The following is a 15,483-nucleotide window of genomic DNA, read 5'->3' on the forward strand; positions in this document are numbered from 1 at the left end:
CTATATATAATCATTCTAAATTATAAATATTTATTAAATTTTGTATTGAAAATGAGGTTTTGATTCGTAAATTAGATATGGCAATTTGAATAAAGCTTTATTTTAATTGTTATTGCGCAAAAAAAGATTACTACCTCAATTGTTTAAATCCCACTTAATCGTTTATAGCCCTGTTTAATAATTTATAGAATTGTTATTAAGCTTATAACAACACGTATTTATTAAACGAGTAAAATAGTTATATAATATTATATATAAATTTAATTATTAATTTAAAATTTTTATTATGAAAAAATTATTATTAGTAGTAGCGCTATTATTTGCTACAAGTATGTTATTTGCACAAGTACCAGAATGTGAAGATTGTGTTATAGATCAACTTTCTTCGGCCGATAGGTTAAATGCTACGATTCAAGATAGTGATATAGACCAAGTGGGAACAGATAATTTAGCTGATGTTGATCAATTTGGACAATTAAATTATGCTAAAATTCATCAATGGGGAGACCCGGATGACGATGGTATGAATAATGTAGCGGGTATATTTCAAACAGGTTATCAAAATAGAGGAACAATTAAACAATATGGTGATCGTAACACTAATACTATCACTCAACACGGTAAATATAATTATGCCGTACAAACAGTTGGTGATATTATTGGTTTCCATTGGGCTGAAGGATATGATAATACTGCAACCGTTGATCAATCTGGTGATATGAATACTTCTTTTCAATTTCAAAGAAATGATCACAATACTGCATCTGTAACTCAAATAAACCAATATCCAACTGGTACTAATAAGTGGAATGGTAATTATGCAGAACAACGTCAAGATTCTGAAAAATATGGTGCTGATGGTAGTGATGCAACAATTTATCAAAAAGGTCAAGAAAATGCTGCATTACAAAATCAATTAGGTAGTAATAATACAGCAAATGCTTATCAAGAAGGTTTTATGAATAAATCAATTGAAATACAAATATCTACTTTAGGTTTTGAAAATACATCTACAGTTTATCAATTCGGTCCACGTAATTCATCTAATGTAATGCAAAATACTGAAGGTATTGGAGATAACCTAAGTGATGTAAATCAAGTAGGTAGAGGTAACAATGCGTGTGTAAATCAAACAGGTGGAGCAAGTCCTCATTAGATAGTAGTAGCCAAGAGCTCTAAAATGGAAGTTCTCAATATTTAATATAAACAAAAAAAGAGGGCATTTGCCCTCTTTTTTCCTCAATAAAAAGTAATGAAAAATAAACGTTACATATTACTAATTCTAATTATTTTTATAAGTGTGTTTGTTCAAAATAGCTATGCTCAAATAAATACTGAAGATACCTATTTAACAAGTCAGTATTTTCAATTAAATAAGAACCCGAATTTTTTATTACAAAATCAAAAATCAGCAAAAGATATTCAATCTTCAGATAATTTTATTAATTTAAATCAGATTGGTAATTACAATGAAATAGATATTAAACAAAAAGGTAAAGATTCTCAATCGGTAAACCAGTTAGGTAATAAAAATTATTATAGTTTTATTAATTATTATAATAATTCTCCTTTAAATTTAAATATTCTTCAAAAAGGTAATTCCAACAATCTTCAAATTTATGGGCAAAACTCGTTAATAAAAAATATGAGTGTTATTCAAAAATCTAATTTTAAAACTTTAATTATAAAAAATTATAAGTAAAAATGAAACTTTTTTAATAAAAATAGTATTTGATTTTTTTATTCTATTTAATAATGTTAGAGGAAGGGTAGATAAATGACTCTGTAATTAGTAAAAGAAATATTATTCAGCAAGGGAATTCTAATTTATTACAAATTTATGAGGAAAATTCTCTGATTACTGATTAACTATTATTCAAAAATATAGAAGAATTAATCCATATGAATCATTTATAATATGGTGCAAATGAAGTTCATTATTAACAAAAAATTTTTATTATGAAAAAATCACTATTAGTAGTAGCACTATTTTTTGCTACGAGTATTATGTTAGCACAGAACACATCAACTGTAAATCAGACAGGTGATGATGGAATAAGTACAGTAATACAACAAAGCAATGGTAACCATGCAATTCAAAATCAAAGTGGTTTAGCCAATGAAGTATTAATTAAACAAACAGGATCTGATAATTATGCCAGTCAATTGCAAACAGAAGATTGGCAAGCCGCAAAAGTATTACAAGCGGGTAATAAAAATAAAGCTTGGCAAAAGCAAACACAGGAAGGAACATCTTGGGATACTAATAACGTTTTTATAGATCAATCAGGAGACCGGAATAATGCACGTCAAACTCAAAGTAGTTATGCCGGAATGGAAGATATTAACCAATCAGGTAATAATAATATAGCTTCACAAGATCAATCGGAAGGTAGTTTTCAAAATGCCACTGCAATACAATCAGGAAATTATAATGTTTCAAGACAAATTCAGGCATCGCATTTTTGGGCTACTTCTGTATATGTAAGACAATCAGGAGATGGAAATTACGCAAGTCAATCTCAAGTTGGTCCTATTGCAGTTGCAAATGCACATGTTTACCAATCGGGTAACAATAATATAGCTACACAAGATCAGCAAGGAAAATATCCTTATGTTATGGTTAATCAATCAGGAGATTATAACACATCTAAACAGATACAGTATGGTTGGAGTATGAAAGGTATAGTTGTACAAAGTGGAAATAGAAATAGGGCTGAGCAACTTCAGTTTCAGAACGAAAATGAATATAGATTGGCTAAAATAAACCAATCTGGAAATAGTAATTTAGCGAAGCAATACCAAGGTTCAGATGGTCATGCTAATGAGGCTACTATTAATCAGTCGGGTAACAATAATTTAGCAAAACAAAACCAAAACGGCGATTACTCAACTGCTAAAATAATTCAAAAAGGGAATGATGGTCAAGCTTTTCAAAACCAATATGGTATTGGTGATAATTCTGTTATAATTCAAAAAGGAGGTAATAATAATTATGGTTTGCAAGATCAGGTAGGGGCTGATGCAAGATTAGTTCAAGATGGTTCAAATAACTGGTCTAAACAATTTCAAGAAGGTACAGATAATCTGTCTAATGTATCTCAAATGTCAAATGGTCACTGGAGTATAGTTACTCAATCTGGTATGGGAAATAGTAATATAATTATTCAGAATAATAATTAAAAAAAGAGGGTATTATCCCTCTTTTTTTCTTAAATTAGAGTAGGATGAAAAAGCTTAATTACATATTTGTTATTTAAGTTAATTTGTTTAATAATTTTTAATCCGGTTGCTCAAAATTTTATTGAGAAACTCTAACTTATTAATCAAAGCTTTCAGCTAAATAAAGGTATTCCAGTAATTTTAAAGAATAAATTAAATAGGAAATTAAAACTCTTTATATATAAGGTGATAACTTATTAAGTAAAAACATGGGAGTTATTCAAAACTTTAATTATAAAAAAAAATATAAGTAAAAATGAAACTTTTTTTATTAAATATAGTGTTTGGTTTTTTTATTCTATTTAATGTTGAAGGGCAAATAAATGAGTCTGTAATTGGTAAAATAAACATTAAAGAGGTGGATAATTTAATACTTATAAAAGGGCAAGCCGAAAATGGAGATGAAGTATTTAAAGATAGATTGAATTATAGTTTATTAGCTTTAAAGAAAAGTTCTACAGGTAATTATTCAAGTAATAATCAGCAAGGTGAATTTTCATTAGATCCAAATGAAAATAAAGTTTTATCTGAAATTCGATTAAATATTGAAAAAGGTGAAGAGCTGAAAATATATTTATTTATTAAACAAAATGATAAAGTAATAGCAAAAGATTCTCTAATTATTACTCCTGCAGAGAATAAAAATATAGGGGGGGAAGTAAAAAAGGAGGTAGATTTTGAATTGAAAGGAATTGTGGTTGATGAGGTTATTACAAAAGTTGGAAAGGATTTTCATGACTATTTTTATCAAGCATATAATACTTCAGGAAATCAGTATCCATTTATAATAACGATTAAAGAAAAACCATACTTTGGTAGAAGCAGTATAATTACAATTATTTCGGAAGATAAGACGTTATTTGAGTTTATGTCTAAGCCAGATGAGGAGTTTTTAAAATCTGCCGTAAAAGCTTCATTACAAAGAGTTAGTCAATATGCAAAACAAAGAAAAATGTTGTATAAAAATAGTAGGATTTAAAAATAATAACTAAATTTAAGTATGAAAAAGTTAAAATATTTTACAGCGATAGCTATATTTTGTTTTCCAATTTTAATGTGCTCTCAAAATATTGTATACAAGCCAATTAATCCTTTTTTTGGTGGTGACACATTTAATTATCAACAGCTTTTAGCTTCTGCAAATGCTCAGAATAGTTTTGAGGAAAGCAGTGATTATAATTTTGATCAAGGTTCTGATTTAGAAAATTTTGCAGAGACGTTAAATCAGCAATTACTAAGTTCATTATCTCAAGATTTGTTTCAAGAACAATTTGGAGATACTTCATTATCTGTAGGGACATATGTGTTTGGTTCATTAGTAGTAAAAATATCTCCTTCAAGTGATGGGCTTTCGGTTAATATATTAGATACTACTACAGGTGAACAAACACAAATAATTATACCTAATTAAAAAAACACATTAATGAAAAAACTAACCAGATATAGTATTTATACTGTTTTATTGTTTTTATCAAGTTGTGGTGCTTTTTTTAATCAGCCATTAAACACTTCAAAAGCTAGAATAGGAGAAAATACCTCAGGTAAAAGTATATTAGATACAATTTTACCTACAGAGAAAACGATTGTAGGAGTTTATAAATTTAGAGATCAAACGGGGCAGTATAAGTTGGTTGAAAATGGATCTACTTTCAGTACAGCAGTTTCTCAAGGAGGAACGTCTATTTTATTAAAATCTTTAGAGGAGTCTAATTGGTTTGAACCAATTGAACGTGAAAATATTGGAAATTTGCTAAACGAAAGACAAATTATTCGATCTACAAGACAGGAGTACGCTGCAGATAATAAACAGGACCAAACTACATCAATTCCACCACTATTATTTGCGGGGATAATTTTAGAAGGTGGAGTTGTTTCATATGATTCTAATATAATAACGGGAGGTTCAGGAGCCAGATATTTTGGAGCTGGAGCATCAACAGAGTACAGACAAGATAGAATTACTATTTATTTAAGAGCAGTTTCAACATCAAGTGGCCGAATTCTAAAAAATGTATATGTTTCTAAGACCATTCTTTCACAAGGTATTTCTGCAAACTTATTTAGGTATGTTAATGTTAAAAAATTATTAGAGGTAGAAACAGGTGTAACAAAAAATGAACCAACTCAATTAGCTATAAAAGAAGCGATAGATAAAGCTGTAGAGCTTCTAATTGTTGAGGGAATGATAGATGGTATATGGAAGCCCAAAGGAGGAGAGCCAACCATAAATTACGTAAAAGAAAGATATGAAGAAGATAAAGCTGATGCTGAAACAACAGCCTTGTATAATAGAAAATTAGAGGATAAAAGAGGGCGTTCAGCTATAAATATTGAAGGTGGTACAGCAATAATAAATAGTGATTATTCTAATTCTTTGAAAAAATTAACTGGTAATATTTCTTTCAGAACATATTTTAAAAAGCCAGGTTTAAATTTGAATTTTAATGCAGGGTATTTTCAACTTGAAAACGAAGAAGCATTTCAAGGTGATTTTTATTCTTTTGATACAAGTTTAGGGTATGATTTATTACCTTATGATAACATATCACCTTTTTTATATGCAGGTGTTGGGGCCATTTCAGATAAGGATTTTAATTCTACTCATTTAAAATTTTTATATGGTGGAGGTTTGGAATTTTTACCAATAAAAAATGTAGGTCTGAAATTATTTGCTGAACAAAACATTTTATTTACAGATAAGTTGGAAGGACTTGATCAAGGAGAATGGAACGATTTTTATTGGAGAATAGGAATAGGAATAAATTTTTATTTAGGTAAAACCTATAATGATGTAAAACGAGTTATGTTTGAATAAAAAAATGAATTATGAAAAAAGCAATTAATATATTATTTATTTTATCGCTAACTTTTTTAATCAATTGTAGTGAGGACACTATCTTACTAATAGAAGAGGGGACAATAACTGGTAGAGTAGTTGAAGCAATTAGTTTTACTCCTATTGAAAATGCCAAAATTACATTAAGCACCTCAAACAATACTACCTTTACGGATGTTGATGGATATTTTACTTTTGAAATTGTAGATGAAGGTGAATATTCTGTAAGTGCTACAAAAGAAGGATATTTAACATCCTTTGAAGGTGCAACAGTAATCAAGGATGCCGAAGTAAATGTGATTTTTGAAATGGAAGATGATAACGCCTTAAATAAATCACCAAGTGTACCAATATTATATTCACTTGAAGATGGAATTGAAGATCAAGAAATTTCAGTTGAATTAATTTGGGGAGCAAGTGATCCAGACTTAGATGACATTACTTATAGATTAGATATTAAATCTGATTATAATAATGAAATACTAAGTTTTGAAAGTTTAACAGATACAACATATGTTGTATCTAGTTTAAAATATGGTGTTAAATATTTTTGGCAAATTGCAGCTAGTGATAATATAAATGAAGAGGTGTTAAGTTCCGTAAATTCATTTACTACTAAGTTAGATCCGGAAAATAGGTATTTTTATGTTGAAAAAGGGACTGAGAATAATATAATTTATTCATCTAATATTGACGAAGAAACCGTAATAAATAAAGTACAACTAACTTCTGAAAGTGTAAATAGTTGGAGGCCGAGAATGAATCAAACAGTTAAATTAATTGCATTTTTAAGAACAATTAATAATGAAACTCATTTGTTTACAATGAATTTGAATGGATCAAATGTAAGGCAAGTTACATCTCAAATACCTGTAAAAGGGTTTAATTTAGATAAGGTTGATTTTTCTTGGTCGGCTAATGGAGACAGGTTACTTTATCCTTATTATGATAAACTATATGTAATAAATAAAGATGGAAGTGGTTTAAAACAAATTTATAAAACAGATGATGGGAGTTTTATAACTGAATGTGATTGGAGCAACGATGAAAGTATAATCGCCTTAAAAACAAATGATATTTCAGGTTATAATGTTAACATATTCACTATTAATTTAGAAGGAATAAAATTAAAAGAAGTTCTGTCTAATGTTAAAGGAGCGGCTGGAGGAATTAACATTTCTGTGGATAATAAATTATTATTATATAGTTATGATGTATCAGGGTTTGAAAACTCAAGTAATAGACAATTAGATTCGCATATTTTTATTTATAATTTACAGACAAATACAAAAGAGGATATGTCTATTGAAAAAGTTGCAGGAACAAATGACATTGATCCTAGATTCTCACCTAATGAAGCTGAAATTATTTTTGAAAACACCTCAAATGATAATCTCTCAACGAGTTTTATTTATAAAATAAATGCAACTATAGATAACGAAAGAACAAAGTTATTTACTAATGCAAGAATGCCTGATTGGGAATAAAAAATATATTTTTTTAATTAAAAACCGAATGACTTCTCATTCGGTTTTTTTTATGTTTCATTATGTGAAAAAGAAGAATTACTTTTGCACAACAATATAACAAAGGTACAATGAGTTCAGAAGTAAGTAAAAGATATAGTCAAAGAGGAGTGTCAGCTTCAAAAGAAGATGTTCATAATGCAATTAAAAATGTAGATAAAGGATTATTTCCAAAAGCATTTTGTAAAGTTGTACCAGATTATTTAACAGGAGATGAAGATTATTGTTTAATAATGCATGCAGATGGAGCTGGAACAAAATCGTCTTTAGCATATATGTATTGGAAAGAAACAGGAGATGTTTCAGTATGGAAAGGAATAGCACAAGATGCTTTAATAATGAACATAGATGACTTATTGTGTATTGGGGCAGCGGATAACATTATGCTTTCTTCAACAATTGGTAGAAATAAAAACCTAATCACAGGTGAAGTACTCTCTGCAATTATTAACGGAACTGAAGAGCTATTAGAAGATTTAAAATCTTTTGGAGTTGAAATTCATTCAACTGGAGGTGAAACAGCAGATGTTGGTGATTTAGTTAGAACTATTATTGTTGATTCTACTGTTACAGCTCGTATGAAAAGAAGCGATGTAATTAATAATGCCAACATAATACCAGGAGATGTTATTGTTGGTTTAGAATCTTATGGGCAGGCAACTTATGAAAAGGAATACAATGGAGGTATGGGATCTAATGGATTAACTTCTGCTCGTCATGACGTTTTTCATAAATATTTAGCTAAGAAATATCCTGAGAGTTTTGATGCAGCTGTACCAAATGAATTGGTTTATTCGGGTAATGTGAAATTAACTGATAAGGTTGAAAATTCTCCAATAGATGCTGGTAAATTGGTATTGTCTCCAACAAGAACTTATGCTCCAATTATAAAAAAAATACTGGGTAAGTATAATGCTAAAACTATTCATGGAATGGTTCATTGTAGTGGAGGTGCTCAAACCAAAATATTACATTTTATTGATAATTTGCACATTGTAAAAGATAATATGTTTGAAATTCCACCATTATTTAAATTAATTCAAGAGCAAAGTAAAACAGACTGGAAAGAAATGTATCAAGTTTTTAACAGTGGTCATAGAATGGAATTATATGTTACGCCAGAAATTGCAGAAGATATAATTGAGATTTCAAAAAGTTTTAATGTTAATGCCAAAATTATTGGTAGAGTAGAAGCCTCTGAAGTAAAAAAATTAACTATAAAAAGTGAATTTGGAGTTTTCGAATATTAGATAATTTCAATTAATAATATTATATTTAGTTTATGTTTTGTAATTTAATACGAAACAGAGTTAAATAGTAGTGTCGAGAAATTATTGTAAATTTGCAATCCAAGAAAAAAATAAATGTTAGATAAGTTACAAATAGTAAAACAACGTTTTGATGAAGTTTCTGATTTAATTATCCAACCGGATATTATTACGGATCAAAAGCGTTATATACAAATAAATAAAGAATATAAAGACTTAAGTGCTGTAATGAAAATTGCAGAAGAGTACGAATCTTTATTAAATAATATAGCAGAAGCTAAAGAGATTATTGCAGATGGGTCAGATGAAGAAATGACTGAAATGGCAAAAATGGAATTAGATGAAGCTACTTCGCAAATTCCTGGGCTTGAAGATAAAATCAAATTTATGTTGATTCCTAAAGACCCGGAAGATGCTAAAAATGTTATTGTTGAGATAAGAGCGGGTACAGGAGGAGATGAAGCCAGTATTTTTGCAGGAGATCTTTATAGAATGTACACAAAATATTGTTCAGATAAAGGTTGGAAAACAGAAGTTGAAGATATTAGTGAAGGTACTTCGGGAGGATTTAAAGAAATTATATTTAGTGTTACAGGTTCAGATGTTTATGGAGATATGAAATTTGAGTCTGGAGTACATCGTGTACAGCGTGTTCCTCAAACTGAAACTCAAGGGCGTGTGCATACTTCTGCCGCAACTGTTATGGTATTACCCGAAGCAGAGGAGTTTGATGTTGAATTAAAAACAAGTGATATACGTGTAGATTATTTCTGTTCTTCAGGACCTGGAGGTCAATCTGTAAATACAACATATTCAGCGGTGCGTTTAACTCACGTTCCTACCGGATTAGTAGCGCAATGTCAAGATCAAAAATCGCAACATAAGAATAAGGAAAAAGCGATGAAGGTTTTACGTTCACGTTTATATGAACAAGAATTAGAGAAAAAATTAGCAGCTGATTCCGAAAAAAGAAATTCTTTGGTTTCAAGTGGTGACCGTTCTGCAAAAATTAGAACTTATAATTATCCTCAAGGAAGAGTTACAGAACATAGAATTGGTTTAACTTTATATGATCTTTCTAATGTTATAAATGGAGATATTCATAAAATAGTAGAAGAGTTAAAATTAGCTGAGAATACAGAGAAACTAAAAGAATTAGGAGAAGTATTATAGTATTATCCTTCAAATATAAAAAAGAAGCTGTCTTAAAAGTAATAAAATTCGTTATTCTGAATTTATTTTAGAATCTCATAAAGCTGATAATTAATCACTATGAGAACCTTAATTAAGTTCATGTTTACGAAAATTTCACTTTTTAGATAGCTTCTTTTTTGTTTAAAAAAAATTATATGGCAGTATTAAATTATTTCTTTCAATATATTTGCCGCTTTAAAAAACAAACTTAAATGATAACGGTTAACGATATTTCAGTTCAATTTGGTGGTACCACTTTATTTGAAAATGTTTCATTTGCAATTAATGAAAATGATAAAATTGCCCTGATGGGTAAGAATGGGGCAGGGAAGTCTACATTATTAAAAATAATAGCAGGAGTGAAAAAAGCTTCTTCAGGAAATGTTTCTTCTCCTTCAGATACAAAAATTGCTTATTTACCACAGCATTTATTAGCTAAAGATGAAGCTACTGTAATGGAGGAAACTTCTAAAGCTTTTTCTGAAATATTCACAATGAAAAGTGAGATTGACAAAATTAATGAGCAATTAACCACAAGAACAGATTATGAGAGTGATGAATATATGCAATTAATTGAGCGTGTTTCTGAATTGAGTGAGAAGTTTTATGCTATTGAAGAAGTTAACTATGAGGCTGAAGTTGAAAAAGTACTGAAAGGTTTAGGTTTTGAACGTGAAGATTTTACCAGATTAACATCTGAATTTTCGGGAGGATGGCGCATGAGAATAGAATTGGCTAAAATTTTATTACAGAAACCAGATTTAATTTTATTAGATGAACCAACAAATCATATAGATATTGAAAGTGTTCAATGGTTAGAGGATTTCTTAATGAATTCTGCAAAAGCTGTAATTGTAATTTCTCATGATAGAGCTTTTGTTGATAATATTACAAACAGAACTATTGAAGTAACAATGGGTAGAATTTACGACTATAAAGCTACCTATACTCATTATTTAGAATTGCGTAAAGATAGAAGAGCGCATCAGCAAAAAGCATATGATGAACAGCAAAAAATGATAGCTGAAAATACAGAATTTATTGAGCGTTTTAAAGGGACATATTCTAAAACAAATCAAGTGCAATCTAGAGTTAGAATGTTAGAGAAACTAAAGCTTGTTGAAGTTGATGAAGAGGATAGTTCTGCATTAAGATTAAAATTTCCTCCATCACCAAGAAGTGGTCAATACCCAGTTGTGGTTAATGAATTGTCCAAAAAATATGATGAACATATAGTTTTTAATAATGCCAATATGGTAATTGAAAGAGGTGAAAAAGTTGCTTTTTTAGGGAAAAATGGAGAGGGTAAATCCACTATGGTAAAAGCAATAATGAATGAAATTGATTTTGAAGGAAAACTAGAAGTAGGTCATAATGTAAAAATAGGATATTTTGCTCAAAATCAAGCATCACTATTAGATGAGGATTTAACGGTTTTCGATACAATTGATCATATAGCTGTTGGAGATATTAGAACTCAAATTAAAAACTTATTAGGAGCTTTTATGTTTGGAGGTGATGATACAACTAAAAAAGTTAAAGTGCTTTCAGGAGGTGAGAAAACACGTTTAGCAATGATAAAATTATTGTTAGAACCAGTAAACGTATTAATTTTAGATGAGCCTACAAATCATTTAGATATGCGAACTAAAGATATTATAAAAGTAGCATTAAAAGATTTTGATGGAACATTGATTTTAGTTTCTCATGATCGTGACTTCTTAGATGGTTTGGCCGATAAAGTTTTTGAGTTTACAAACAAAAGAGTAGTAGAACATTTTGAAGATATTACAGGATTTATGGCTCATAAAAAAATGGAAAGCCTTAAGGAAATTGAGAAATAATTGAAATAAAAAATCCCAATCGAAAGATTGGGATTTTTTTATATAAGCAAGAAATTAAAAATCTATTTTACTGAATCGATAACTGCCTTAAAAGCTTCTGGATTGTTCATCGCTAAATCTGCAAGAACCTTACGATTCAATTCAATATTATTAGCTTTTACTTTTCCCATAAACTGTGAGTAAGACATTCCATACTGACGAGCTCCAGCGTTAATACGTTGAATCCATAAAGCACGGAAAGTTCTCTTTTTGTTTTTACGGTCTCTATAAGAATATAACATTCCTTTTTCTACCGCATTTTTTGCTACTGTATAAACGTTTTTTCTACGTCCAAAGTAACCTTTTGCTTGCTTCAATATCTTTTTTCTTCGAGCTCTTGAAGCAACTGAATTTACTGATCTTGGCATAATTTCAATTTGTTTTTTGTAGTAGGCGGTAAAAATTACTTTTACACTTGTATTTGCACTACTCCAAGGTTAATAATTAAATTCCCTGTAACTTTATTATTTTAAAGTTAACTGTTGTAAAATGCTAGCTTTATCTGATTTATGTACTAAACCATCATGAGTTAACTTTAATTTACGTTTTTTACTTTTTTTAGTCAAAATGTGACTTTTAAAAGCGTGTTTTCTTTTAATTTTTCCAGTACCTGTAAGCTTAAAACGCTTTTTAGCACTAGATTTGGTTTTCATTTTAGGCATCTTTCTTCTACTTTATTATCTCGCTTATAATATTTTATTTCTTTTTTGGAGCAATGTACATAATCATACGTTTACCTTCTAATTTAGGCATTTGCTCTACTTTTCCAAATTCTTCTAGTTCTGTTGCTAATCTTAAAAGTAAAATATGTCCTTGATCTTTGTAGATTATCGATCTACCTTTAAAAAAGACAAAAGCTTTTAATTTTGCACCATCCTGTAAAAATTTTAAGGCATGTTTCTTTTTAAATTCAAAATCATGCTCATCTGTATTTGGTCCAAACCTGATTTCTTTAACCACAACTTTAGACGCTTTAGCCTTTTGAGCTTTTTCACGTTTCTTTTGTTCGTATAGAAATTTTTTGTAGTCTATTATTTTACAAACCGGCGGATCAGCTTTAGGTGAAATTTCAACTAAATCTAGTTCTTGTTCTCTGGCCAAAGATTTAGCCTTAGAAAGAGAGTAAACTCCTACTTCAACATTATCTCCAACTAATCGGACTTCTTCTACATATTTAATGTGTTCATTAATTCTATGTGGGTCCTCCTTTATTATTCTCCAGGGCTTTCTTCCCCCTGATCGTCTCTTGATTGCTATAACCGTAAGTTTTAAATTAAACTAAAATTTTTCTAATGTACTATCTATTTCTTTATTTATCAAGGAAATAAAGTCATTTATTTTTAATGTCCCTATATCTCCTTCACCTTGTTTTCTAACTGAAACTGTTTCTTCACCTTCTTCTTGCTCTCCTACAATTAGCATAAATGGAATTTTATTCAACTCCGCATCTCTAATTTTTCTTCCTGTTTTCTCATTTCTATCATCTACAAGGGCGCGAATTTCGGAATTTTCTAGCAGATTTAAAACTTTTTCTGCATATATTTGATATTTCTCGCTAATTGGTAGTATAATAACTTGCTCAGGAGTTAACCAAAGAGGAAATTTTCCTGCCGTATGTTCTAATAAAACGGCAATAAACCTTTCCATTGATCCAAATGGAGCGCGATGAATCATTACTGGTCTGTGTAATTGATTATCCGCACCTTTATAACTAAGTTCAAAACGTTCAGGTAAATTATAGTCAACTTGAATTGTTCCAAGTTGCCAGCTTCTACCTAAAGCATCTTTTACCATAAAGTCTAATTTTGGACCATAAAAGGCTGCTTCACCATATTCAATAACATAATCTAATCCTTTTTCTTTAGTCGCGTTAATAATGGCGTTTTCTGCTTTTTCCCAGTTTTCATCGCTTCCAATATATTTTTCTTTGTTTTCAGGGTCTCTTAAAGAAACTTGAGCCGTAAAATTGTCAAAGCTTAATGATTTAAAAACGTATAATACTAAATCAATTACATCTTTAAATTCTTTATCTAGTTGATCTGGTGTACAAAATATATGTGCATCATCTTGTGTAAATCCTCTTACACGTGTTAATCCATGTAATTCTCCACTTTGTTCATATCTATAAACAGTACCAAACTCTGCAAAACGTTTTGGTAATTCTTTGTAAGAATAAGGTTTATGATTATAAATTTCACAATGATGTGGGCAATTCATGGGTTTTAATAAAAACTCTTCACCTTCTTTAGGAGTTGTTATTGGTTGAAAGCTATCTTCACCATATTTTGCATAATGTCCGGAAGTTTCATACAATTCTTTTTGTCCAATATGCGGTGTTATTACCATCTCATAACCTGCTTTTTTCTGAGCCTTCTTTAGAAAATTTTCTAATCTTTCACGCAGAGCGGCTCCTTTAGGTAGCCAAAGGGGTAGTCCTTGTCCCACTTTTGCAGAAAAGGCAAATAGTTCTAATTCTTTCCCAAGTTTTCTATGATCACGTTTTTTAGCTTCTTCTAATAATTCCAAATACTCGGTAAGCATTTTTTGTTTAGGATATGAAACACCATATATACGTGTAAGCTGATTATTCTTTTCATCACCTCTCCAATAAGCTCCAGCAGCACTCATTACTTTTACAGCTTTAATTATACCGGTGTTTGGTATATGTCCACCTCTACATAAATCAGTAAAGTCCGAATGATCACAAAATGTGATTTCACCATCATTTAAGTTTTCTATTAATTCAACCTTATACTGATTTCCTTCTTCTTTATATTTAGCTAATGCGTCAGCCTTACTAACTTCTCGCATTTTAAACTCATGTTTTCCTCTAGCTAATTCTAAAAATTTCTTTTCAATAGTAGGAAAGTCTTTTTCTGAAACTACATTATCCCCAAAATCTATGTCATAATAAAAACCATTTTCAATTGAAGGACCAATAGTTAGTTTAACTCCAGGATATAATTGTTGAATAGCTTGTGCCATAACGTGGGCAGAAGAATGCCAAAATGCTTTTTTACCATCAGCATCATTAAATGTATATAAAACTAGCTTTCCATCCTTAGTAAGTGGAGTTGAAGATTCAATAGTTACATCATTAAATTTTGCTGAAATTACATTTCTAGCAAATCCCTCACTAATATTTTTAGCAACATCCATAGGGGTACTGTCTTTTTTAAAAGACTTTATAGTACCATCTGGTAAAGTTATTTGAATCATATTTTTTAATTAAGGCTGCAAAGATATTAGAAATCTATTAGATGAGCAATATCTTTTGAAAGCTAAATAATAGGTTTTTTATTTTTTATATATAATATAGGATGTTATCAAAGCAAAGAATATGGATATTAATTATTCTTTAGCTCGAGGATGTTAATAGAGTAAAAGTAGTTATATTTATAAGTAATGGATTTTCAGGGGAGTATAAGATATTTTAAAATTTTTAATAAAAAGAGTTAAAAAAAGCTTGTTTAAGAATAAAAAGTAGTTACATTTGCACCCGCTAACAAACAAAGGTAAGTTGGTAAAAAGTTCAGGAATTTAGTGTAAATAAA

General features: G+C 29.5%; 14 protein-coding genes. 10 read left to right on the forward strand and 4 right to left on the reverse strand.

What is annotated here, in order from left to right; translation table 11 throughout:
• The first annotated feature begins 286 nt into the window (after nucleotides 1–286).
• From DAD81_RS02970 to DAD81_RS03015, 10 genes are all read left to right on the forward strand, one after another.
• Nucleotides 287–1,156 carry a hypothetical protein gene (locus tag DAD81_RS02970; protein ID WP_111706731.1) on the forward strand — a complete coding sequence of 290 codons (870 nt, stop codon included), beginning with the start codon at nucleotides 287–289 and terminating at the stop codon, nucleotides 1,154–1,156.
• Between the two features lie 96 nt (nucleotides 1,157–1,252).
• Nucleotides 1,253–1,702, forward strand: a complete 450-nt coding sequence (locus DAD81_RS02975) for a hypothetical protein (protein ID WP_111706732.1) — start codon at nucleotides 1,253–1,255, stop codon at nucleotides 1,700–1,702.
• A 257-nt stretch (nucleotides 1,703–1,959) separates the two neighbouring features.
• Nucleotides 1,960–3,183 (forward strand): hypothetical protein, encoded by a 1,224-nt coding sequence (locus DAD81_RS02980; RefSeq protein WP_111706733.1) that lies wholly within the window; start codon nucleotides 1,960–1,962, stop codon nucleotides 3,181–3,183.
• A gap of 295 nt (nucleotides 3,184–3,478) precedes the next feature.
• Nucleotides 3,479–4,201, forward strand: coding sequence for a curli-like amyloid fiber formation chaperone CsgH (csgH, locus tag DAD81_RS02985; protein ID WP_111706734.1), 723 nt, complete (start codon nucleotides 3,479–3,481; stop codon nucleotides 4,199–4,201).
• Between the two features lie 21 nt (nucleotides 4,202–4,222).
• Nucleotides 4,223–4,633, forward strand: coding sequence for a curli production assembly/transport component CsgF (locus tag DAD81_RS02990; protein WP_111706735.1), 411 nt, complete (start codon nucleotides 4,223–4,225; stop codon nucleotides 4,631–4,633).
• 12 nt (nucleotides 4,634–4,645) lie between these two features.
• Complete coding sequence (locus tag DAD81_RS02995; RefSeq protein ID WP_111706736.1) at nucleotides 4,646–6,037, forward strand: CsgG/HfaB family protein; 1,392 nt, start codon at nucleotides 4,646–4,648, stop codon at nucleotides 6,035–6,037.
• A gap of 11 nt (nucleotides 6,038–6,048) precedes the next feature.
• On the forward strand, nucleotides 6,049–7,545 hold the full coding sequence (locus DAD81_RS03000; RefSeq protein ID WP_111706737.1) for a carboxypeptidase regulatory-like domain-containing protein: 1,497 nt from the start codon (nucleotides 6,049–6,051) through the stop codon (nucleotides 7,543–7,545).
• Nucleotides 7,546–7,655: 110 nt separating this feature from the next.
• On the forward strand, nucleotides 7,656–8,834 hold the full coding sequence (locus DAD81_RS03005) for an AIR synthase related protein (RefSeq protein WP_111706738.1): 1,179 nt from the start codon (nucleotides 7,656–7,658) through the stop codon (nucleotides 8,832–8,834).
• A 114-nt stretch (nucleotides 8,835–8,948) separates the two neighbouring features.
• The gene (prfA, locus tag DAD81_RS03010) at nucleotides 8,949–10,025 is read left to right on the forward strand and encodes a peptide chain release factor 1 (RefSeq protein WP_111706739.1); all 1,077 of its coding nucleotides are present in this window, start codon (nucleotides 8,949–8,951) and stop codon (nucleotides 10,023–10,025) included.
• A gap of 233 nt (nucleotides 10,026–10,258) precedes the next feature.
• Entirely contained in the window at nucleotides 10,259–11,890 is a 1,632-nt protein-coding gene (locus tag DAD81_RS03015; protein ID WP_111706740.1) for an ABC-F family ATP-binding cassette domain-containing protein, read from the forward strand.
• Nucleotides 11,891–11,952: 62 nt separating this feature from the next.
• Here DAD81_RS03015 and rplT read toward each other — a convergent pair whose 3' ends face one another.
• From rplT to thrS, 4 genes are all read right to left on the reverse strand, one after another.
• Nucleotides 11,953–12,297: a 50S ribosomal protein L20 gene (gene rplT, locus DAD81_RS03020; RefSeq protein ID WP_111706741.1), complete on the reverse strand. Its 345-nt coding sequence runs from the start codon at nucleotides 12,295–12,297 to the stop codon at nucleotides 11,953–11,955.
• 96 nt (nucleotides 12,298–12,393) lie between these two features.
• Entirely contained in the window at nucleotides 12,394–12,591 is a 198-nt protein-coding gene (gene rpmI / locus DAD81_RS03025; protein ID WP_111706742.1) for a 50S ribosomal protein L35, read from the reverse strand.
• 34 nt (nucleotides 12,592–12,625) lie between these two features.
• Nucleotides 12,626–13,141, reverse strand: coding sequence for a translation initiation factor IF-3 (gene infC / locus DAD81_RS03030; protein ID WP_262511266.1), 516 nt, complete (start codon nucleotides 13,139–13,141; stop codon nucleotides 12,626–12,628).
• A gap of 66 nt (nucleotides 13,142–13,207) precedes the next feature.
• The gene (thrS, locus tag DAD81_RS03035) at nucleotides 13,208–15,148 is read right to left on the reverse strand and encodes a threonine--tRNA ligase (RefSeq protein WP_111706744.1); all 1,941 of its coding nucleotides are present in this window, start codon (nucleotides 15,146–15,148) and stop codon (nucleotides 13,208–13,210) included.
• Nucleotides 15,149–15,483: the final 335 nt, after the last annotated feature.

It is taken from the genome of Lutibacter citreus (assembly GCF_003260195.1).
GTDB lineage: Bacteria > Bacteroidota > Bacteroidia > Flavobacteriales > Flavobacteriaceae > Lutibacter > Lutibacter citreus.

Bases quoted from the DNA above. Each gene is read 5' to 3' on its own strand.
- DAD81_RS02995 (WP_111706736.1), top strand. From the start codon at position 4,646: ATGAAAAAACTAACCAGATATAGTATTTATACTGTTTTATTGTTTTTA.
- DAD81_RS02980 (WP_111706733.1), top strand. From the start codon at position 1,960: ATGAAAAAATCACTATTAGTAGTAGCACTATTTTTTGCTACGAGTATT.
- DAD81_RS03005 (WP_111706738.1), top strand. From the start codon at position 7,656: ATGAGTTCAGAAGTAAGTAAAAGATATAGTCAAAGAGGAGTGTCAGCT.
- DAD81_RS02975 (WP_111706732.1), top strand. From the start codon at position 1,253: ATGAAAAATAAACGTTACATATTACTAATTCTAATTATTTTTATAAGT.
- DAD81_RS02990 (WP_111706735.1), top strand. From the start codon at position 4,223: ATGAAAAAGTTAAAATATTTTACAGCGATAGCTATATTTTGTTTTCCA.
- DAD81_RS03015 (WP_111706740.1), top strand. From the start codon at position 10,259: ATGATAACGGTTAACGATATTTCAGTTCAATTTGGTGGTACCACTTTA.
- DAD81_RS03000 (WP_111706737.1), top strand. From the start codon at position 6,049: ATGAAAAAAGCAATTAATATATTATTTATTTTATCGCTAACTTTTTTA.
- rplT (WP_111706741.1), bottom strand. From the start codon at position 12,297: ATGCCAAGATCAGTAAATTCAGTTGCTTCAAGAGCTCGAAGAAAAAAG.
- thrS (WP_111706744.1), bottom strand. From the start codon at position 15,148: ATGATTCAAATAACTTTACCAGATGGTACTATAAAGTCTTTTAAAAAA.
- prfA (WP_111706739.1), top strand. From the start codon at position 8,949: ATGTTAGATAAGTTACAAATAGTAAAACAACGTTTTGATGAAGTTTCT.
- DAD81_RS02970 (WP_111706731.1), top strand. From the start codon at position 287: ATGAAAAAATTATTATTAGTAGTAGCGCTATTATTTGCTACAAGTATG.
- csgH (WP_111706734.1), top strand. From the start codon at position 3,479: ATGAAACTTTTTTTATTAAATATAGTGTTTGGTTTTTTTATTCTATTT.
- rpmI (WP_111706742.1), bottom strand. From the start codon at position 12,591: ATGCCTAAAATGAAAACCAAATCTAGTGCTAAAAAGCGTTTTAAGCTT.